Raw genomic sequence first — 19,937 nt, 5'->3', positions numbered from 1 at the left:
GCCTGCGCAGCGGCCCGCGTCCCCCGAAAGGCGAGCCTGTCAGGCCGGGAACAGCGACGCCTCGCGGTCGCGGGCCAGGCCCAGCGCCTTCTGATCCAGGCGTGACAGGGCGGCGTCTGCCACGGCCTGCGGCGGCAGGTTCCCGGCCGCGCGGTACACGCGCAGCGTCACGTGCCGGTGCGTCATGCCGTGCGTCACCTCCCCCAGCAGCGCGCCGGGCCGCGCGCCCAGCCGGACGCACAGGCGGTGAAGGGCAGCTGCTTCGGTCGTGTCGACCAGTTCGGTGGGCAGGCCCATCAGTCCGCCCAGCAGGGCACCCTCACGCCGCTCGAGGACCGCGTGATCAGCCGTGCCGATCACCACCGCCACGGCCTGGACCGCCTGGACGGCCGCCCGGACTTTCGGGGCGGGGAACGCCGTGGGGGTGCCCTGCGCCAGCGCGGCGCACCACGGCTGAAGAGGGCACTCCGGGCAGACCGGGCTTTTCGAGGTGCAGATCGTGGCGCCCAGATCCATCACCGCTTCATTCCACGCGCCGGGCCGCTCGGGGTGCAGCAGCGTGTCGGCGCGGGCCTGAACCCAGCGGTCGGCAGGAACACGTTCGGCGTACAGGCGGGCCAGGACGCGGCGCACGTTACCGTCGTTCACGGCGCGGGGCTCGTTCAGCGTCAGGGAACTGATCGCCGCGGCCGTGTACGGTCCGACGCCCGGCAGGGCCAGCCAGCCGCCGTAACTCTGCGGGAAGCCGTCAAGAGCGACCTGCTGGGCCGCGCGGTGAAGATTCCGGGCGCGGGCGTAGTACCCGCATCCCTCCCAGGCTTTCAGCACGGCGTCCACCGGCGCCCGGGCCAGGGCCTGCACGTCGGGGAAACTCTCCAGGAAACGGTCGTAGTACGTCAGGCCGCGCGCCACCTGGGTCTGCTGCAGCAGCACTTCGGACACCCACACGCGGTACGGGTCGCGCCGGCCCTCCTGGCCCAGCCGCCACGGCAGCGCGCGCCCGCGCCGGTCGAACCACTCCAGCAGCGCGGCGCGGGCGGCCGGCAGGGCCGCGTCCAGCGGCTCAAAAGCATTCACCGCGCCAGTCTAGGGGCGCGGTGAATGCAGAACCGTGGCGGGCGTTTCAGGCGGGCACGGCCTCCCGGGCGGGCACGCGCATGCGGCGGCGCACACCGTCGGCGTACTCGGCCAGGTCGGTGAGCAGGTCACCCACGCCGGTGCGCAGCAGGTACTGTCCGCCGGGGAGGGGGGTCAGCGCCAGGAACGGAGCGCGGGTCAGGGTGTCCAGAATGGTGCCCAGCTCGGCGTAGTTCACGCCGCTGCCCAGCCGCTCGGCCAGACGCTGCACACTGACCACGGAGTGCGCGGGCTGCTGCGCCAGGGTGAGCAGCACCACACTGAAGGCTCCGCGCTGCGCGAGGTGCGCGCCAACCAGTTCGGCGACGCTGTCGGCCGCTTCCAGGTCCACGCTGCCGGCCTTCCAGTAGCCGCGCAGGTCCACCGGGGTCAGTGGAGCCAGTTGCGCGTGTTCGATCAGGGCGTCGAGCGCTTCGCGGGTCAGGCGCGGGGTGTTCTGCGGCCGCTCGCCCTCCCCGGTGAGCAGCACGCAGTAATCGGCCTGTTCCTTCCAGGCGGGCGTGCGCACGGCGGCCTCGCTGGTCGCCACCAGCACCGAGTAGCTGTGGGGGCCGAGGTCGGCGTTCAGGCGCAGCACGCCGCCGCTCAGGTTCTCCAGGCGGTACCCGGTCAGGCGCGCCAGGTCGGCCAGGGTGTCCTCGGCGGCGTTCAGGGGCGTGGGGGGCAGCGGCGCAGCGCGCAGGGGCACGGGTTCTGCCGGCGCATCGAACCGGACGTCCATGGGCCGGACGCTGGCCGTTACGGCCGTGCGGGGCGCGGCGGGCGCCGGACGGGGCGTGACCTTCACGCTCTCGGCACGGGGGGCCTCCTGGCGGGCAGGCTCGGCCCGCCGTGCCTCCGGGCGTGGGGTGTCGGTCCGGGCGGCGTCGGCGTGGCTCTGGCTGGTGCGGGCGGCCGTCTGCACCGTGAGTTTCGGCGCTGGCTCAGCCGGCTCGGGGGCCGCGCGGAGTTCCGGGGTCCGGGCGGCGGACAGGCGGGCGTCGACAGGGCGGGCCGCTTCTGTTGCAGCTGGCGTGTGCGCGGCAGGTGCAGTCGCGGGCTGGTCCGGTCGGACCTCCTGCAGGCGGACCTCACGCACGTGCGGGGTCGTGGACACGACCACGCGGCGCGTTTCAGGCTTCGGGGTGCTCTGCTGCTCGCGGCGTGGCGCGGGCGGCGGTGCGTAGGGTTTCACGATGGCCTCGATCTGGTAGCGGCCGGCGGCGAGCGGCGTGATCATCAGCACGTCGTTCACACCAAGGTTCTGCGCGTGGTACACGCTGCCCAGCCCAGTGATCCGTCCGGCGTGCAGGTCCACGTGCGCGGCATGGTCATGCCCCTGGTCATCCACGAAGGTGATAGGTCCGGCGGCCGGGAAGGTCGCGGCGAGGTACTTCAGAAGCCTCAGGCTCCCTTCCTGCAGGCAGGGGCGGGTGATGATGTAGCGCATTGCTTTCACGCGTGACTCCTCCGGTGCGGACCCTGAACGGTGGGTGAAACGTACTCCCCTGAATAAAGTGTTTCTAAAGTAGCAGATTCTCACCTGTCAACCACACGATTTGCCCTAAGGAGCAGGTACGGGTCCACGCGGTCCATTGAAGGGTGCCCCTCCTTCATGAGAAGGCCTCTGCACTGTCCTGAAGGCCAGGTCAAGAAACCGTTGTCAGTGCTGCCGAAAGAACAGCGTCTGCGACTGATTCCACCCGAACAACTGCTTTATCCTGCCGGCATGCACGACGCCACAGTGACCCTCATAGGGCAGTACTACGCCGCTTTCAACGCCGGAGACAGCGCAGGGATGCTGGCCCTGCTCACCGACGACGTCCGCCATGATGTCAACGAAGGTGCCACGCAGGTCGGAGCTCAGGCGTTTGCCGCGTTCCTGACCAGAATGGACGTGCATTACCGTGAACGGGCCGAGGAACTTGTGGTCATGAGCACCCCGGACGGCACACGCGCCAGCGCGGAATTCGTGATTCACGGCGAGTACCTGCGCACCGACGAGGGTCTGCCCGAGGCGCGAGGACAGCGGTACGTGCTGCCGGTGGGGGCCTTCTTCGAGGTGCGCGGCGGCCGGATCGCGCGGGTCACGAACTACTACAACCTGGCCGACTGGACCCGGCAGGTCAGCCATTGAGCCTCAGGGTCGAGCCGGTGCGCGGCGCGGCCCTGGCGCCGTTCATCGCGGACCTTGCCCGTCTGCGCACCGAGGTGTTTCGCGCGTTTCCCTATCTGTATGACGGGCAACCCGCCTATGAGGAACGGTACCTGCGCACCTACCTCGACGCACCGGACGCCGTGGTGATCCTGGCGCGCGACGACGGGCGGGTGGTGGGTGCGAGCAGCGCGCTGCCTCTGACGCAGGAAACGGCCGAGATCCGCGCGCCCTTCCAGGCGCCGGAATTTCAGGAGACCGACATTCTGTACCTGGGAGAAAGCGTGCTGCTGCCCGAGTACCGCGGCCGGGGGCTGGGGCACGCCTTCTTCGATGGGCGTGAAGCGCACGCGCGGCACCTGGGCCTGAACGTCACGACCTTCTGTGCGGTGCAGCGGCCCGACACCCACCCGGCGCGGCCCAGCCTCTACCGGTCCCTGAATGCCTTCTGGACCGCCCGGGGGTACGTGGAACGCCCGGACCTGCACACCACGCTGTCCTGGCCGGATGTGGGCGAAACGCAGGACACGCCCAAACCCATGCGGTTCTGGGTGCGCCGCGCCTGACTCACCCCCGCCGCTCAGCGTTTGGGGTTGGACTGACGGGCAGCTTGCCCGGGGCCTTCACGCCGGCGCGCCTGGGCCCAGCGGTACGAGCGCAGGGCGTCCACCACGAACCACACCGCAAAAATGGCGGCCAGCGCCCCCCACACGACGTGACCGCTGCGCAGGCCCGCGTACGCGCCCCACGCACACAGCGCGGCCAGCACGAGGCTCAGGGCGAACACAATGTGGGGGGGGACGCGGCGGCCGAACATACCCGGCATGGTACCGCGTCCCGCGGCCTGCAGGGGGCGTGGACCTGACAGGAGCAGCCCGGCCCTGCCTTCACGGCCGGGCGCCTCGTCCGGAGGAGCCCCGTGCCTCAGGACTTCTGTTCGTCAGGCGGGCGGCTGTCCTGGGCTGTTCAAGGCGCCCAGCGGGTTTGAACAGCAGGCGGCCCGGCACCGCAGGTGTGCCGGGCCACGCCGAGTCCTGGGCCTAGTGGCGTTCGCTGTGAAGCTCGCCGCCACCGACGGCGTCTTCCAGTTTGACGGCGCCGTATTTGCGCATCAGGCTCAGGGCCTCATCGGCGCGCTGCCCGGTGGGGTCGCGGGCGATCACCATCACGTGACCGCTCTTCATGCCGTCGTAGAACCTGGCAGCCTGCGCCGCAGGCACCCCCATGTTGCGCAGGAGATTCACGAAGTCACCGTGGTCGCTGCCGGCCAGGGCGCCGAACAGCCCGCCGAGCGCAGCGCCGCCGATCACGCCGAACAGCATGCCGTACAGGCCGCCCTGCTGGTAGATGCGGGTGATGGGAATGATCAGCAGCAGCAGCCAGATGGGCACGGTCAGGGCGAGGCCCGCCACGGCGCCGATCAGACTGCCCCGGATGACGGAGGCGGACCCGGCCGGCTGGCCGGCCTCGGGGCTCACGCCGGTGCTCTGGGCGAGGTCATCTTCCGCCACCACGTCGGTCAGGGCAAAACCGAGGTGGTCCCGTTCGAAGCCGCGTTGCAGCAGGGCCTGCAGCGCCCCTTGCGCCTGGCTGGGTTCGCGGAACAGAGCAACGACACTTTCCATACCCTGTTTTCTAGCATGAGGAGTGTGGGCGCTGCGAGGGACAAAGCGCTGGGGGCAGGGCACCTTCGCTTCATGCTTGGGGGTCCACCCGCCGGACGGGGCGCGGCGGTACGTTTGCCTGAAGGCCCTTTCCTATACTGCGGTCATGACTGGCGTGGTGGCTCTCGGCGTTCCGGATGCGGCCTTTGAGGCGCGGCTGCGCGAGGTGCTGCGCTCACGCGTGGAATTCATTGAGCTGATCGGGGATGACCTGGTGGCCGCCGGGGGGAAGCGTGTGCGGCCCCTGATCACCCTGCTGGCCGCACAGGTGCTGGGGGCGGACCCTGACCGGGCGGACTGGGCCGCGATACGTGACCTGGGTGTGGGCGTGGAACTGCTGCACTCGGCGTCGCTGCTGCATGACGACCTGATTGATGACGCGGACACGCGGCGCGGCCAGCAGGCGGCGTTCCGCCGGTTTGGGAATGTCGTCAGTGTCATGAGTGGGGATTTCATGCTGTCCCGCCTGCTGATCCTGCTGTCTGGCATGCCGGGGGGCGCCGCCCTGACGCGCATGTTCGGGGAGACCGCCAGCGTGATCTGTGAAGGAGAGGTGCTGCAGTTTCAGGTGGCCGCCTATCAGGAGTACGCGCTGGAGCATTACCTGACGGTGATTCACGGCAAAACGGCGGCCCTGACGGAGCTGGCGGCGTCGGCGCCAGCGGTGCTGCTGGGGGTTCCGGTGACGCAGCGCGAGGCGCTGGCGACGTTCGGGCGGGAGTACGGCATGGCGTTCCAGATGCAGGATGACCTGCTGGATCTCGCCGCGGATGAAGCGACGCTGGGGAAACCGGTGGGCGGTGACCTGCGGGAAGGCAAGGCGACGTTCCCGCTGCTGCACCTGCTGCGTGGTCGGTATGCCGGTGAGGTGCGCGACGTGCTGGAGCGCCGCGCTGCGCATGACGGGGACGTGGAGCGGGTGCGGACGCTGGCCGTGCAGGACGGGGCGTTTGAGGCGACGCGGGAGGAGATCCGGCGCCGGGCGTGGCTGGCGGTGGAGGCCCTGAGAAGCCTGCCTGCGGGTGACGCTCGCGGTGCCCTGGAACGGCTGGCGATGCGTGAGATTGAACGCAGCCGGTAGACGAACAGAAAATCCAGCCGTCCGCTTGGGCAGGACGCTCTCACTGGCCTGGTCTTCCCGGCCCTCAGCAGCACCGGCTTTTCAATTGCGATGAGGCGCCCGGGTGCAGTTCGGGCGGCGCAGGTGGAAGCGGTTCAGGATTTACGCGTGTACAGCGGCCCTTCGCGGGGTTGACGCTGGATTGAATACTGGATACAACTTCAGGGGCCACGGTCCACATCTCAGCGCCGGCACCGCGCGCAGCCGGGCCTCACCCTGTCTATGCAGCTCACGGGGCGCGTGTATGCTGCGCTCAGCCAACCACCCTTTTCACCCCAGTTCCCACCGAAGGGAAGGAGACCGTCAAATGCGGGCATCAGGACTCAACTGGCAGGGCCTCATGGAGCAGCTCCAGCAGGCACTTCCCCACTGCGAGGTCACAGACCAGTCCCTCGCGTACTTCAAGTACCCCAAACGCACTGTCAGCGTGAACCTCCCCGTGCGCATGGACGACGGCAGCATCCGGGTGTTCCGCGGCTACCGCACCGTGCACAGCACCTCCCGCGGGCCCAGCATGGGCGGCGTGCGTCTGCGCGAGGGCATCAACGCCCACGAGTGCGAGGTGCTCGCCGCGATCATGACCCTCAAGGCCGCGGTGGCCGACCTGCCCCTGGGCGGCGCCAAGGGTGGCGTGGACGTGGACCCCGCCACCCTCAGTGCCCACGAACTTGAAGGGCTCGTGCGCCGCTACACCAGTGAACTGGTGGATTTCATCGGGCACAACGAGGACATCCTCGCGCCCGACGTGGGCAGCGGCGCACAGGTCATGGCCTGGATGCTCGACACGTACACCGAAAATACCGGCACCACCAGCAACGGCGTGGTCGTCGGCAAACCCATTCCGCTGGGCGGCAGTTACGGCAGCAAGGACGCCCGCGGCCGCAGCGCCGCACTCGTCGCCGGCCGCATCCTGCAGGAGCAGGGCGAAACCCTTGAACGGGCCAAGGTCGCCGTGTACGGCTTCGGCGACGTCGGCCGCAAGGCCGCGCAGGCGCTGGCCGCGCAGGGCGCCCTGGTGATCGCCGTGTCCGACCAGGACGGCGCCACCTTTGCCAGCGCCGGGCTGGACCTCGACGCGCTCTCCGCGTACCGCGAGGAGCACGGCAGCGTGGCCGGCTTTGCCACCGACATCACGCCCGGCGAGGTGGCCGAACTTGACGTGGACGTGCTGATGCTCGCCTACGACTACGGCACCATCAACGCCGGCAACGCCCACGCCGTGCGCGCCCGGTACGTGGTGGAAGCCACCAACCGCGCCGTCCTGCCCGAAGCGGAACGTTTCCTGGCCTCCCAGGGCGTGCAGGTCATCCCGGACCTGATTGCCAGCATCGGCGGCGTGGTCGTCAACTACCTCGAATGGGTGCAGGACGCCAGCAACTTCTTCTGGACCGAAGAGGAGATCGAGGGGGCCATCGACCAGCGGGTGAACGTCGCCGTGAATGACGTCATGCAGGTGATGCGCACCCGCGGCACCGATATGCGCACCGCCGCGTACGCCCTGGCCCTGAACCGGCTGCACAACGCCACCGTGATGCGCGGCGTGTACCCGTAACCCGGCCCGCGCCGCGTACCGGGCCTGTCCGGCGGCGCACCGTCTGCCCCACCCACGACCCACCCGCCCATTCCTCCCAAGGAGGCCAAGCCATGACCGCCACGCAAGACCCCACGCAGAAGGCCGGCACGCACGCCATTCCCAGCTACCTCGACCCGAACAACATCGGGCCGTACGAGATCTACCTTGAGCAGGTCGAGCGGGTCACGCCCTACCTGGGCAAACTCGCCTACTGGGCTGAAACCCTGAAGCGGCCCAAACGCATCCTGGTGGTGGACGTGCCCATTCACCTGGATGACGGCACGGTCGCGCACTTTGAAGGGTACCGCGTGCAGCACAACACCTCCCGCGGCCCCGCCAAGGGCGGCGTACGTTTCCACCAGGACGTGACCCTCAGTGAGGTGATGGCGCTCTCCGCGTGGATGACCATCAAGAACGCTGCCGTGAACCTTCCCTACGGCGGCGGCAAGGGCGGCATCCGCATTGACCCGCGCCGGTACTCCACCGGTGAACTCGAGCGGCTCACCCGCCGGTACACCACCGAGATCGGTCTGATCATCGGCCCGGACAAGGACATCCCCGCGCCGGACGTGAACACCAATCCGCAGACCATGGCGTGGATGATGGACACCTACTCCATGAACGTCGGCCGCACCGCCACCGGCGTCGTGACCGGCAAACCCGTGTCGCTGGGCGGCTCGCTCGGGCGCGGGGACGCCACCGGGCGCGGCGTGTTCGTCACGGGCGCCGAAGCCATGAAAACGCTCGGCATGTCCATGGAAGGCGCACGTATCGCCGTGCAGGGGTTCGGGAACGTCGGTGAAGCCGCGGCCCGCATCTTCCACGCGCACGGCGCGAAGATCGTCGCCATTCAGGACGTGACCGGCACCGTCTACAGCGACGCGGGCATCGACCCGGTCGCCGCCCTGGCGCACCTGCGGCGCACCGGGAAGATCACCGAGCTGCCCGGCACCGAGGAACTGCAACGCGACGAGTTCTGGGACGTGGCGTGCGACGTGCTGATTCCCGCCGCGCTGGAAAAACAGATCACGCTGGCGAACGCCGGGCGGATCAAGGCGAAACTGATCGTGGAGGGCGCCAACGGTCCCACCATCCCGGCGGCCGACGATCTGCTGGCCGAGCGCGGCGTGACCGTGGTCCCGGACGTGCTGGCGAACGCGGGCGGCGTAACGGTCTCGTACTTCGAGTGGGTGCAGGACTTCAGCTCGTTCTTCTGGACGGAAGAGGAAATCAATGCGCGCCTGGACCGCATCATGCGTGAAGCGTTCCAGAGCCTGTGGGAGGTCAAGGTGCGCCACGGCGTGACGCTGCGCACCGCGGTGTACATCGTGGCCTGCACCCGCGTCCTCGAAGCCCGCGCGCTGCGCGGCCTGTACCCCTGAGTCGCTCGGACGTCTGAGCCCCGGCGGCCACCCCCGCCGCCTGCCCCCGGCCCCGCGCCGGGGGTGTGTTCTGGCTTCTTCTTTCCGTCCGCTGCGTTCACGTGGCGGGGGCCTCCTTTCAATCCGGCCGGGGAAGGCGAATAATCCGCAGGTCATGTCGCATCCGCCCTCTGCCCTGAAACCCGTTCTGGACCGCGCGTCACGCTGGGTACTGGAGCAGGACACCCGCCGGGAACAGGACGGTGACTTCGAGCAGGAACGCGAGGGCCGCGCGCACGAACGCACCCACCCCTGGTGGCAGGTGATGTGCCTGACCGGCGTGGACTACTTCAGCACGCTGGGCTACCAGCCGGGCATCGCGGCGCTGGCGGCCGGGGCCGTCTCTCCGTTTGCCACGCTGGTGCTGGTGCTGGTCACGCTGTTCGGGGCGCTGCCCATGTACCGCCGGGTGGCGGAGGACAGCCCGCACGGCGACGGGTCGATCAGCATGCTGGAGCGCCTCCTGACGTACTGGCCCAGCAAGTTTCTGGTGCTCACCCTGATTGGGTTTGTGGCGACCGGGTTCATCATCACGATCACGCTGTCCGCCGCGGACGCCGCCGCGCACGTCATCGAGAACCCCTTCCTGAAACCGGCGCTGGAAGGGCATCAGGTGGGGGTCACGCTGCTGCTGCTGCTGCTGCTCGGCGCGGTGTTCCTCAAGGGGTTCAAGGAAGCGATGGGCATTGCCGTGGTGCTGGTCGTCGCCTACCTCAGCCTCAGCGCCCTGGTGATCGGCCGGGGCCTGCAGCTCGTGGCCGAGCAGCCGCACGTGATCCGCGACTGGCTTGGCGCGCTGCACAGCGGGTTCGGGTCACCCCTGGCGCTGCTGGGCGCGGCGCTGCTGGTCTTTCCGAAACTTGCCCTGGGCCTGTCCGGCTTTGAGACGGGTGTGGTGGTCATGCCTCTCATTCAGGGCGACGCGGGCGACACCGAGACCCGGCCTGCCGGACGCATCCGGAACGGCAAGAAACTTCTGACGACCGCGGCGCTGCTCATGAGTGCGTTCCTGCTTTCCAGCAGCCTGGTCACGACGCTGCTCATTCCCGCCGCCGAGTTCCAGCCGGGCGGCAGTGCCAACGGCCGCGCCCTGGCGTACCTGGCCCATGAAACCCTGGGCGAGTGGCTGGGCACCGCATACGACGTCAGCACCATCGGCATCCTGTGGTTTGCGGGAGCGAGCGCCATGGCGGGGCTGCTGAACATCGTGCCCCGCTACCTGCCCCGCTACGGCATGGCGCCCGAGTGGAGCCGCCTGCACCGCCCGCTGGTGCTGATCTACCTGCTGATCGCGTTCGTGGTGACGGCCGCGTTCCGCGCGGACGTGGACGCGCAGGCCGCGGCGTACGCGACCGGCGTGCTCGCCATGATGACCTCCGCCGCTGTGGCCGTGGGGCTCACGGCCGCGCGGCGCCGGCAGCGGCAGCGCGCGTGGACGTTCGGGGTGATCAGCGCCATCTTCGTGTACACCAGCGCCGTGACTGTCATCAGCAACCCGCAGGGCCTGCTGATCGCGCTGCTGTTCATCGTGCTCGTCCTGGCCGTGGGCATCAGTTCGCGCGTGTCCCGGTCGTTCGAACTGCGGGTCAGTCAGGTGCAGTTCGATGAAGCGGCCATTCAGCAGCTCAAGACGCACCCGATCCGCCCGCTGCGGTTCGTGTGCCACCACCCGGGCCGCGCGAACGAGGCCGAGTACAGCCGGCAGGAACTCCGCGTGCGGCAGATGGTGCACCTGCCCGACGACGTGCCGTTCCTGTTCCTGGAAGTCGAGGTGGATGACGCCAGTGAGTTCACGGACGTGGTGGAGGTCACGGGCCTCCAGGTCGGCCCGTACTCGATCCTGAAAGCGCGGGGGTCCAGTATTCCCAACACCATCGCGGCCGTGCTGCTTCACCTGCGCGGCAAGGGCGCCCCGCCGCAGGTGTACATGCGCTGGACCGAGGAGAGTCCCCTGCAACTCGCACTGGACTTCGTGATTGGCGGGCGCGGGGACGTGCCGCCCCTGACCCGGGAGATTCTGCGGCGCGCGGAACCCGACCGTGACCGGCGGCCCATCGTCCACGTGGGCGGGTAAAGAGAGCCCCCTACCTCCCACAGTCAGGGCCGCCCGCCGGCCCCTCAGTACAGTTTGTCCAGCACGTCGTCTTTCATCACGAACGAGTTGTCACGGGTGGGGAACTGCCGGGCACGCACCTCGGCGGCGTACGCTTCGATCGCTTCACGTGCCAGGCGACCGATCTCGGCGTAGCGTTTGGCGATCTTCTTGTCATCACCCTCGTAGATGCCCAGCAGGTCGTGGGTCACGAGCACCTGACCGTCGCAGTTCACGCCCGCTCCGATTCCGATGGTGGGCACCTGCAGGCGGTCACTGATGAGTTTGGCCAGTCGTGCCGGAATGGCCTCCAGCACCACGCTGAACGCGCCGGCGGTTTCCAGTGCGGCGGCGCCCTCCAGCGTGGCGCGCGCGGTGGCGTCGTCCTTGCCCTGCACGCGCAGGCCGCCCTGGGCGGTGGCGGTCTGGGGCATGAGGCCCACGTGGCCCATCACGGGAATGCCGTTGCGGGTGAGGGTCTGCACGACCTGCAGAATCTCGGGCGTGGCGCCTTCCATCTTGATGGCGTCCGCACCGGTTTCCTGAATGACGCGCACAGCGTTGCGCATGGCGTCCTGCACGCCGGTGTGGTACGTGCCGAACGGCAGGTCCACCACCATGAACGTGCCGGGCGCGCCGCGGCGCACGGCGCGCGCGTGGTGAATCATGTCGCCCAGGGTGACGGGCGCCGTGGAGTCGTACCCCAGGACCACGTTGCCCAGGCTGTCCCCCACCAGGATCAGGTCCACGCCGGCCGCCTCGGCGTGCCGGCCGCCCGGGTAGTCGTACGCGGTGACCATCACCAGCGGCGTGTCGGAGTGCTGCAACTCCGGAATGCTGCGTTTCATCCCCGGAGCGTAGCAGAGGGGCTGGGCGCTCAACCTCCGGAACCCGCGGCCGGGAGTGCCTCAGGCTGGTGTCCGCTCAGTCGTCCCCGGTGTCGGCGAGGTTCATGGCGCGCAGTTCCGGGGCGAGCGCAGCGGTGACGGCCACCACGATCAGCGTGACGAGGCCGCCCAGCCAGACGCTGCGGCCGGTGCCGAGCAGCCGGGCGGCCACGCCACTTTCGAAAGCGCCCAGTTCGTTGCTGGCCCCGATGAACATGCCGCTCACGGCGTTCACGCGGCCCCGCATGTGATCCGGGGTTTTCAGCTGCAGGGTGGCGCTGCGGATGACCATGCTGATTCCGTCGAACACGCCGGCCGCGACCAGCGCCGCCACGCTGAGGCTCAGATTGTCGGACAGGCCGAAGACCACCATGCTCACGCCGAAGCCGGCCACGGCCAGCAGCAGGGTGCGCCCCGCGTTCTCGCCCGGGGGGCGGCGCGTGGCGAACAGCATCACACCCAGGGCGCCCACGCTGGGCGCCGCGACAAGCACCCCGAGGCCGGTGGGTCCCACCTTCAGGATGTCGCTGGCGAACACCGGCAGCAGCGCCACAGCGCCGCCGAACAGCACACTGAACAGGTCCAGGGCCATGCTGCCCACCAGCACCTGCCGGGCCATCACGAAGGCGAGGCCGGCCTTGATGCTCTGCCCGAACGGTTCACCGGCCGCGAAGGCGGGCCGGCCCTTGCTTTTCACGATCGCCACGCACGCCAGTGACACCACGAACAGCACGCACGCGAAAGCGTACGCACCCTGCGGCCCCAGGGAGGCGTACAGCACGCCGCCCAGCGCCGGGCCGATGATCGCGGCGGCCTGCCACGCGCTGGACCGCCACGCACTGGCGCGCAGCAGCAGCTCGCGCGGCACCACCTGCGCCTGGAAGGCCGGCAGGGCCGGATCGGAGAAACCGCGCGCGACACCCAGCGTGAAGATGAGTGCCAGCAGGGGCCAGATTCCCCCCGAAGGGGCGTGAGGGGCGTACAGCGCGAACAGCGCGGCGCACACGACCTCCACCGTGATGGTCCCCAGCAGAATGCGCCGGCGGTCGGTGCGGTCAGCGACCACGCCGCCCAGCAGCGCGAGGCTCAGGGCGGGGATTGCCTCCACGAGGCCCAGCAGGCCCAGCGTGAGGGGGTCTCTGGTCAGCTGGTACAGCTGATAGGCAACGGTCAGGGCTACAGCGCGCCCCGCGAGGGTGCTGGTCACCGCGGCAATCAGCATCGCCCGGAATTCCGGGTACTGCATGACGTCACGCACAGGGGCGGAGTTGGGAGCGGCACTCACCGGGAGAGTGTAGGTCCGCGGCGCCCTGCCCGGGGCGTTCCTGCACGCGGAACAGGGGCGCCCCGGCCAGCTCCAGGCCTGGGGCACCCCTCAAGGCTTACCGTGACCCTCAGCTGCCCTTGATGACCTCTCCGTACCGGCCCAGCACCAGGTAGATGATCCAGCCGGTCACCGCGACATACAGCCAGACGGGAACGGTCCAGCGCACCCAGGCGCGGTGGCGGTTGAAGTACCCGCGGGCGGCCGGCAGGTCGATGTTCCCCAGGTTCCCGGCGGCCTTCAGGCCCCGCACGGCGTTCCACAGGGCGCCGAGGGCGAGGGGGAGGTTGGCGGCGGCCAGGATGATGTGGCTGATCAGCAGCGCGAAGTACGCCCCGCGCCACGCGTCGGGCCCCGCGTACTTTTTCTCGTACCCCAGGCCCAGCCGGGTGAGGTACAGCACCAGAAAGATGGTGGCCAGGGTGGTGGCGACGATCATGGCGCGCATGTGGGCCTCGCGCAGGCCGCGCCGGATGAGGTACACGCCCACGCACAGGGCCAGTCCGCTCAGGACGATCGTGATGACCGCCCACTGGTTGATGGTTTCCGCCATATCCCGGTCAGTGTACGTGGAGGCACGCAGGGCAGGTGTCCGCGCGGCGCGGGGGACAATCCTCTACCGCAGGAGACAGGTAGAATGCAGGCCAGCTGACCGCCGCACCCTGCACGCCGGGGGCCGCTGGCGGCGAGGATGGTAACGATGAGTGGAACGTTGACAGTTCCGCGCGCCCGCGCGGGCGTGTGGCTCCCCCGGCTGGCCTGGGGTGCACTGGCGTACAACGTGCTGGTGATCCTGTGGGGTGCCGTGGTGCGCATTACCGGCGCCGGGGCGGGCTGCGGGGACCACTGGCCGCTGTGCAACGGGGTGGTTGTGCCGCAGAGTCCCACGCTGCACACGGTCATCGAGTTCAGTCACCGCCTGACCAGCGGCGCCAGTGGCGTAGTGGCCATCGCGCTGGTGGTTCTGGCCTTCACGCAGACCGCCAAGGGGCACCCGGCGCGCCTGGGGGCGCTGCTGTCGCTGGGCCTGATCATTCTGGAGGGCCTCGTGGGGGGCGTGCAGGTGCTGCTGGGCCTGACCGCCACGAGCACCGATCCGGCCCGAGGGTTCGTGCAGGGCATTCACCTGGCGAACACCTTCGCGCTGCTGGGGGCGCTGCTGCTCACGGCGCTGTGGGCGTCCGGTGGTCCCCGGGTGCGGCTGCGCGGTCAGGGTCTGGTGGGCGGCTGGAGCACGGTGGGGCTGGCGCTGCTGCTGATGCTGGGCATGGCGGGCGCCGTGACGGCGCTGGGGGATCTGCTGTTCCTTCCGGCCGACGGCAGCACGCCGGTTCAGACGGTGAAACGGGATTTTGCCGCCACAGCCAGCGTGATCGAGAACCTGCGGGTCGTGCATCCCATGCTGGCCGTCCTGACCAGCGCGTTCCTGGTCTGGCTGGGTGTGTTCCTGCGCCGTGAACGGCCGGACGCGCAGGTGCAGCGCTGGAGCGGGGTCGTGTGGGCCCTGATTGCCGCGCAGATGCTGGCCGGCTTTGCCAACGTGGCGCTCAAGGCCCCCGGCTGGATGCAGCTCACGCACCTGCTGCTGGCCTGCGCGATGTGGCTGGCGACCGTGACGCTGGTGTACCGGGCCATGACCGCCCTGCGGGCACAGTCGCCTGCGGCGGCGCGGAGTAACGTGGACGTGACTGTATGACCACCCCCAAGACCCTGATCGCCGAACCCCAGGCGCGCGCCACCTGGCGGGATTACCTGTCCCTGACGAAACCCAAGGTCATCAGCCTGCTGCTCTGGACGACCGTCACAGCGATGTTCATGGCTGCGCGCGGCTGGCCGGGCGGCTGGCTGCTGCTGGTTGTGAGTGTCGCCGGGTACGCCTCGGCCGGGTCGGCGGGCGTGTTCAACATGATCATCGACCGGGACATTGACCTGAAAATGGCCCGCACCGCTAAGCGGCCCACCACCAGCGGCCTGATCAGCACGCGGGACGCCGCGGCGTTCGGGGCAGCCCTGCAGCTGCTCTCCTTCGCGATGCTGTGGGTGTGGGCCACGCCGCTGAGTGCCTGGATGAGCCTGGCGGGGTTCCTGACGTACGTGGTGCTGTACACACAGGTGCTCAAGCGCAACACGTGGCATAACATCGTGCTGGGCGGTGCCGCAGGGTGCTTTCCGCCGCTGGTGGGCTGGGCAGCCGTCACGGGCGACCTGAACCTGTTCGCGTGGTTTCTGTTCGCGATCATCTTCTTCTGGACCCCAGTACACTTCTGGGCGCTGGCGCTGATGATCAAAGATGAGTACCGCGAGGTGGGAATTCCGATGCTGCCGGTGGTCCACGGGGACAAGCTCACGGTCGCCCAGATCGGCCTGTACGCGATCTACACGGTGGTGCTCTCGCTGATGCCGGTGCTGCTGCACGAGGTGGGAATCATCTACTTCACGTCGGGCGCGGCCCTGGGCGCGTGGCTGCTGGTGCTGTCGTGGCGGCTGTACCGGCACGTGATGGCGGGTCACGCGGTCGAGCGCCGCGTGGCGGTTCCGCTGTACCTGTACTCCATGCTGTATCTGGCCCTGCTGTTTGTGGCGGCCACCGTGGACCGCGTGGTGTTCGCGCACCTGTAGGGTTTAGCGTCGGGCAGACAACGCCCCGGAAGGAAACAGGCCTTCTGGGGCGTTGTCTGCCGGGTCGGTCTGCCGGGGTCCCGGAGAGCGCATCATGAAGACTGGTTGCACCGTGGTCAGGACACTTGCCCGCAGCTCATCTGGTCTCATGGGGGGTATGCCTGACCGGTCGGTAGAATGCGGACGGAATGCCTGAACGCGGACTGCGCTGGGCGACCCCGCTTGACACGCAGAGTCCTGCGTGACGCTTTAGACTGCAAGCAGAGGAAAGGAGCGACGTTGAACACCATCACACACCGCCATAGCGGCATACGGAGGCGAGCCCGGCAGGCGCTGCCGATCGCGGCGACTCTCGGCGTGACCCTGCTCACCGGCTGCCAGCAGGTCAGCCGGTCGCTGAGCATCGGGGACATGTCCTCAGCGTACAACCGGGAGATGTTCTGGATGAGCGTCTGGGCCATCGCCCTTTCGATCATCATTTTCGTGGGTGTGTCGTACGCCCTGTTCCATACGGTGCAGAAGTTCCGTGAGGACCGGCACGACGCGCCGCCCGCACAGTTCCACGGGAACAACAAGCTCGAGACGATCCTGGTGGCCGTGCCCGTCGTGATCGTGATCCTGCTGAGTGTGCTCACGGTGCGTTCCATGGCAATCCTGAACCCCACGCCCAACCAGGCGGTGAAGATCGACATTCTGGCCCGCCAGTTCTGGTGGAACTTCGCGTACCCGGAAACGACGGCCAATGCGGGCGGCGTGGTCACCAACGGCAACGAGATGCTGATGCCCACCCGGCAGTCCGTGGCGCTCACCGTGACCAGCGGCGACGTTATTCACGGCTTCTGGGCGCCGAACATCGGCGGTCAGCGCGCCGCGATGCCCGCCGTGAAGAAAACCTGGCAGGTCGACACGAACCGCGCCGGGGCGTACCAGGGCAACTGCTCGCAGCTGTGCGGCGCGAGCCACGCCAACATGCGCTACAAGGTCATCGCTCTGGACCAGGCGCGCTACGAGGCCACCCTCGCCGCCATGAAAGCCTACCGCGCCCCCGAACCGGCGCCTGGCAGCGCCGAGGCGCGCGGCTACGCGCTGTTCATGCAGGGCAAGGCGAGCACCGGCGCGCTGGCGTGCGCCAGCTGCCACCGTGTGCAGGGCACGCCCGCCAACGGGGCTGCGGGACCGGACCTGAGTTTCTTTGGAACGCGCCGCACGCTGGGCGCCGGCATGTGGGAAGCCATGACGCCTGCCCAGTGGACGGATGAAAAAGCCGCTGCGGCGCTGCACGCCTGGATCAAGCACAGCCCCCTGGTCAAGCCCGGCGCCCTGATGCCCACCTACGACGGCAGCGAGTACGTCGTGCAGGGCAAGAAAGCCAAGGGCGGCGTCCTCACCGACACTGAAATCGACGACATCGCCGCGTACCTGCGCAGCCTCAAACTGCCGGAGGAAGCGGACTACTGGCGGAACACGCCTGTGAATGGCGCGGCCGCCAACGGAGGCACCCAGTGACCGTGCAGCACGCACCCATTCAGGAAACCGGCGCCCGCCGCGGCGTCTGGGAGGTCCTGAAGGACTACATGATGACGACCGATCACAAGAAGATCGGGACGCTCTACATCACCACCAGCATCCTGGGCTTCGCCATCGCCGGGATCCTGGCGGTGCTGATCCGCCTGCAGCTCGCCGTGCCGAACAACACGCTCCTGGTGGGCAACACCTACAACCAGGTGCTGACGGTGCACGCCGCGCTGATGATCTTCTTCTTCCTGATCCCGATTGGCCTGTTCGGCTTCGGGAACTGGTTCCTGCCCCTGCAGCTTGGCGTGCGGGACGTGGCCCTGCCGCGCATCAACACCTTCGCGGTGTGGCTGTTCATCTTCTCGCTGATTCTGGTGGTGCTGGGTCTCGCCAACGGCGGCGCGCCCGGCGTCGGCTGGACCTTCTACTACCCCCTGTCCGTGGATGCCAACCAGACCGGCGTGTCCGTGCTGATGGTCGCGCTGATCCTTAACGGCGTGGCGTCCCTGCTGGGCAGCGCGAACTTCGCGGCCACAGTCGTGAACATGCGCACCCCCGGCATGAGCCTGTGGAAAATGCCGATCTTCGCCTGGAGCATCTTCGCCACGTCCATGCTGCAGCTGGTCTCGCTGGGCGGCCTGACCGCCGCGGCCCTTGTCACCTACCTGGAACTGAAGCTAGGCCTGAGCATGTTCAACCCCGGCATCGGCGGCGTGCCCGTGATGTTCCAGCAGTTCTTCTGGTTCTACTCGCACCCGGCCGTGTACGTGATGCTGCTGCCCTACCTGGGGATCGGCGCGGAGATCGCGTCCACCATGGCCCGCAAGCCGCTGTTCGGATACCGCGTCATGGTGTACTCGATCCTGGGGATCGTGCTGGTGTCGCTGCTGGTGTGGGTGCACCACATGTTCGCCGTCGGGCTTCCTGAAGCGTGGCAGATCGCGTTCATGATCGCCACCCTGATCGTGGCCGTGCCGACCGGCGTGAAGATCTTCAACCTGATCGGCACGCTGTGGGGCGGGCGCATCATCATGAAGTCGCCCACCTACTGGCTGGTGGGGTTCATCTTCAACTTCCTGATCGGCGGGATCACCGGCGTCAGCCTGGGCATGATTCCCTTCGATTACCAGGTGACCATGTCGTACTACGTGGTGGCGCACTTCCACAACGTGATGATGTTCGGCACGGCGTTCCTGGCGATGGGCGGCCTGTACTACTGGTGGCCGAAGATGACCGGCCGGTTCCTGAACGAGAAGTTGGGGCTGGCGCACTTCTGGCTGTTCATGATCGGCTCGTGGATGACCTTCCTCCCCCAGTACATCCTGGGCCTGCTGGGCATGCCCCGGCGCTACTACACCTACCCGGAAGGCAACTTCGCGTGGAGTGAACTGAACTTCATCTCCACCCTGGGCGCCCTGACCCTGCTGGCCGGCGGGATCGTGTGGGTGTGGAACATGCTGCAGAGCTTCCAGAAGCCCGCCACGGCGTCCCCGAACCCCTGGGGCGGCTTCACGCTGGAATGGACGGCCGACAGCCCGCCCAAACCGTACAACTTCGCACACGACTTCCCCACCAGCTTCCCCACCGAGCGGCCCCTGTACGACTGGGAACAGAGTGGTGAGACGCTAACCCCGGTGGATCCCAAGAGCATTCACCTGCCCGTGGACAGCATCTGGCCGTTCATGACCGCGTTCGCGCTGCTGCTGATGGGCTACGGCCTGAGCTTCGGGTGGTTCACGAACTACCACCCGGGCGTGGGTCTGCAGGCGTTCGGTGAAGCGAGCTTCGGGTTCAAGCTGGCCAGCGTGCTGCTGTACGTCAGCATTCCGGTGTTCCTGTACTCCCTGTTCAAGTGGGCCGGCACCCGCGAGTATGACGTGCCTGTCGCGCATCACCACCTGACCAAGTACGACAACGGGTTCATGGGCATGGCCTGGTTCATCATCAGCGAAGTGGGTCTGTTCGGCGTGCTGATCGCCGGGTACGTGTACCTGCGCGTGATCGGCGCCGCCGAGCCGCCCGTGACGCGCCCCAGCATCTGGCTGGCTGCGCTGAACACCCTGATCCTGGTGAGTTCCTCGTTCGTGATTCACCGCGCCGAGCAGGACAACCACCACGGCAAACTCACCCGCTTCCGGCTGGGTCTGTTCGTCACGCTGCTGCTGGGCGCCGTGTTCATGCTGTTCCAGGTGTACGAGTTCAGTCTGTTCGGCTCGGAAAATGACTGGAAGCAGAACCTGTGGCAGTCGTGCTTCTTCACCATCGTGGGTCTGCACGGTCTGCACATCCTGATCGGCGGCACAGGCGTGGCGCTGCCCTACTACCAGTCCCTGACGGGCAAAATGGACAAGTACAACCACGGGTCCATCACCCCGGCCAGCCTGTACTGGCACCTGGTGGACGTGGTGTGGCTGTTTATCGTGGCGATCTTCTACGCCTGGTAAAGCTCCC

General features: G+C 68.3%; 17 protein-coding genes. 10 read left to right on the top strand and 7 right to left on the bottom strand.

Annotation, left to right across the window (positions count from 1 at the left end; all coding sequences use genetic code 11):
* Positions 1-39: 39 nt before the first annotated feature.
* Positions 40-1,077 (bottom strand): A/G-specific adenine glycosylase, encoded by a 1,038-nt coding sequence (gene mutY, locus LAJ19_RS00670; RefSeq protein ID WP_225476426.1) that lies wholly within the window; start codon positions 1,075-1,077, stop codon positions 40-42.
* A 46-nt stretch (positions 1,078-1,123) separates the two neighbouring features.
* Positions 1,124-2,566 carry a hypothetical protein gene (locus LAJ19_RS00665; protein WP_225477888.1) on the bottom strand — a complete coding sequence of 481 codons (1,443 nt, stop codon included), beginning with the start codon at positions 2,564-2,566 and terminating at the stop codon, positions 1,124-1,126.
* Positions 2,567-2,845: 279 nt separating this feature from the next.
* On the opposite strand from LAJ19_RS00665, the gene LAJ19_RS00660 reads away from it, so the two are divergent.
* Both LAJ19_RS00660 and LAJ19_RS00655 read left to right on the top strand, forming a co-directional pair.
* On the top strand, positions 2,846-3,253 hold the full coding sequence (locus LAJ19_RS00660; protein ID WP_225476425.1) for a ketosteroid isomerase-related protein: 408 nt from the start codon (positions 2,846-2,848) through the stop codon (positions 3,251-3,253).
* Positions 3,250-3,837 (top strand): GNAT family N-acetyltransferase, encoded by a 588-nt coding sequence (locus LAJ19_RS00655; RefSeq protein ID WP_225476424.1) that lies wholly within the window; start codon positions 3,250-3,252, stop codon positions 3,835-3,837. The genes LAJ19_RS00660 and LAJ19_RS00655 overlap by 4 nt, the downstream gene beginning before the upstream one ends.
* Positions 3,838-3,851: 14 nt before the next feature.
* Here the strand turns inward: LAJ19_RS00655 and LAJ19_RS00650 are convergent, their stop codons facing one another.
* A complete protein-coding gene (locus LAJ19_RS00650; RefSeq protein WP_225476423.1) occupies positions 3,852-4,088 on the bottom strand; it encodes a hypothetical protein in 237 nt (78 codons plus the stop codon).
* 223 nt (positions 4,089-4,311) lie between these two features.
* Positions 4,312-4,896 carry a hypothetical protein gene (locus LAJ19_RS00645; protein ID WP_225476422.1) on the bottom strand — a complete coding sequence of 195 codons (585 nt, stop codon included), beginning with the start codon at positions 4,894-4,896 and terminating at the stop codon, positions 4,312-4,314.
* A 145-nt stretch (positions 4,897-5,041) separates the two neighbouring features.
* Between LAJ19_RS00645 and LAJ19_RS00640 the strand changes: the two genes are divergently transcribed.
* The 4 genes from LAJ19_RS00640 (at position 5,042) to LAJ19_RS00625 (ending at position 11,123) form a co-directional block, all read left to right on the top strand.
* Positions 5,042-6,016 (top strand): polyprenyl synthetase family protein, encoded by a 975-nt coding sequence (locus LAJ19_RS00640; protein ID WP_225476421.1) that lies wholly within the window; start codon positions 5,042-5,044, stop codon positions 6,014-6,016.
* Positions 6,017-6,362: 346 nt separating this feature from the next.
* Complete coding sequence (locus LAJ19_RS00635) at positions 6,363-7,607, top strand: Glu/Leu/Phe/Val family dehydrogenase (protein ID WP_225476420.1); 1,245 nt, start codon at positions 6,363-6,365, stop codon at positions 7,605-7,607.
* A gap of 92 nt (positions 7,608-7,699) precedes the next feature.
* Positions 7,700-9,010, top strand: coding sequence for a Glu/Leu/Phe/Val family dehydrogenase (locus LAJ19_RS00630; RefSeq protein WP_225476419.1), 1,311 nt, complete (start codon positions 7,700-7,702; stop codon positions 9,008-9,010).
* Positions 9,011-9,164: 154 nt separating this feature from the next.
* Positions 9,165-11,123: an APC family permease gene (locus LAJ19_RS00625; protein WP_225476418.1), complete on the top strand. Its 1,959-nt coding sequence runs from the start codon at positions 9,165-9,167 to the stop codon at positions 11,121-11,123.
* A gap of 44 nt (positions 11,124-11,167) precedes the next feature.
* Here LAJ19_RS00625 and panB read toward each other — a convergent pair whose 3' ends face one another.
* From panB to LAJ19_RS00610, 3 genes are all read right to left on the bottom strand, one after another.
* Entirely contained in the window at positions 11,168-11,989 is an 822-nt protein-coding gene (panB, locus tag LAJ19_RS00620; protein ID WP_225476417.1) for a 3-methyl-2-oxobutanoate hydroxymethyltransferase, read from the bottom strand.
* Between the two features lie 76 nt (positions 11,990-12,065).
* Positions 12,066-13,313 (bottom strand): MFS transporter, encoded by a 1,248-nt coding sequence (locus LAJ19_RS00615; protein ID WP_225476416.1) that lies wholly within the window; start codon positions 13,311-13,313, stop codon positions 12,066-12,068.
* 109 nt (positions 13,314-13,422) lie between these two features.
* Entirely contained in the window at positions 13,423-13,905 is a 483-nt protein-coding gene (locus LAJ19_RS00610; protein ID WP_225476415.1) for a DUF420 domain-containing protein, read from the bottom strand.
* A gap of 147 nt (positions 13,906-14,052) precedes the next feature.
* Here LAJ19_RS00610 and LAJ19_RS00605 point away from each other — a divergent pair, with 147 nt between their 5' ends.
* From LAJ19_RS00605 to LAJ19_RS00590, 4 genes are all read left to right on the top strand, one after another.
* Positions 14,053-15,048: a COX15/CtaA family protein gene (locus tag LAJ19_RS00605; protein ID WP_225476414.1), complete on the top strand. Its 996-nt coding sequence runs from the start codon at positions 14,053-14,055 to the stop codon at positions 15,046-15,048.
* Positions 15,045-15,971, top strand: a complete 927-nt coding sequence (locus LAJ19_RS00600; RefSeq protein ID WP_225476413.1) for a heme o synthase — start codon at positions 15,045-15,047, stop codon at positions 15,969-15,971. Before LAJ19_RS00605 ends, LAJ19_RS00600 begins: the two co-directional genes overlap by 4 nt.
* A gap of 279 nt (positions 15,972-16,250) precedes the next feature.
* Positions 16,251-17,477, top strand: a complete 1,227-nt coding sequence (gene coxB / locus LAJ19_RS00595) for a cytochrome c oxidase subunit II (protein ID WP_349774815.1) — start codon at positions 16,251-16,253, stop codon at positions 17,475-17,477.
* Positions 17,474-19,930, top strand: a complete 2,457-nt coding sequence (locus LAJ19_RS00590; RefSeq protein WP_225476412.1) for a cbb3-type cytochrome c oxidase subunit I — start codon at positions 17,474-17,476, stop codon at positions 19,928-19,930. The genes coxB and LAJ19_RS00590 overlap by 4 nt, the downstream gene beginning before the upstream one ends.
* Positions 19,931-19,937: the final 7 nt, after the last annotated feature.

It is taken from the genome of Deinococcus taeanensis, from assembly GCF_020229735.1.
GTDB classification, from domain to species: domain Bacteria; phylum Deinococcota; class Deinococci; order Deinococcales; family Deinococcaceae; genus Deinococcus; species Deinococcus taeanensis.
This window is presented reverse-complemented; position numbering and strand designations above follow the sequence as displayed.

What these genes read in the sequence shown, in the direction of transcription:
- LAJ19_RS00665 (WP_225477888.1), bottom strand. Translation starts at nt 2,566, where the DNA reads ATGCGCTACATCATCACCCGCCCCTGCCTGCAGGAAGGGAGCCTGAGG.
- LAJ19_RS00660 (WP_225476425.1), top strand. Translation starts at nt 2,846, where the DNA reads ATGCACGACGCCACAGTGACCCTCATAGGGCAGTACTACGCCGCTTTC.
- LAJ19_RS00650 (WP_225476423.1), bottom strand. Translation starts at nt 4,088, where the DNA reads ATGTTCGGCCGCCGCGTCCCCCCCCACATTGTGTTCGCCCTGAGCCTC.
- LAJ19_RS00645 (WP_225476422.1), bottom strand. Translation starts at nt 4,896, where the DNA reads ATGGAAAGTGTCGTTGCTCTGTTCCGCGAACCCAGCCAGGCGCAAGGG.
- LAJ19_RS00640 (WP_225476421.1), top strand. Translation starts at nt 5,042, where the DNA reads ATGACTGGCGTGGTGGCTCTCGGCGTTCCGGATGCGGCCTTTGAGGCG.
- LAJ19_RS00635 (WP_225476420.1), top strand. Translation starts at nt 6,363, where the DNA reads ATGCGGGCATCAGGACTCAACTGGCAGGGCCTCATGGAGCAGCTCCAG.
- LAJ19_RS00630 (WP_225476419.1), top strand. Translation starts at nt 7,700, where the DNA reads ATGACCGCCACGCAAGACCCCACGCAGAAGGCCGGCACGCACGCCATT.
- LAJ19_RS00625 (WP_225476418.1), top strand. Translation starts at nt 9,165, where the DNA reads ATGTCGCATCCGCCCTCTGCCCTGAAACCCGTTCTGGACCGCGCGTCA.
- panB (WP_225476417.1), bottom strand. Translation starts at nt 11,989, where the DNA reads ATGAAACGCAGCATTCCGGAGTTGCAGCACTCCGACACGCCGCTGGTG.
- LAJ19_RS00610 (WP_225476415.1), bottom strand. Translation starts at nt 13,905, where the DNA reads ATGGCGGAAACCATCAACCAGTGGGCGGTCATCACGATCGTCCTGAGC.
- LAJ19_RS00605 (WP_225476414.1), top strand. Translation starts at nt 14,053, where the DNA reads ATGAGTGGAACGTTGACAGTTCCGCGCGCCCGCGCGGGCGTGTGGCTC.
- LAJ19_RS00600 (WP_225476413.1), top strand. Translation starts at nt 15,045, where the DNA reads ATGACCACCCCCAAGACCCTGATCGCCGAACCCCAGGCGCGCGCCACC.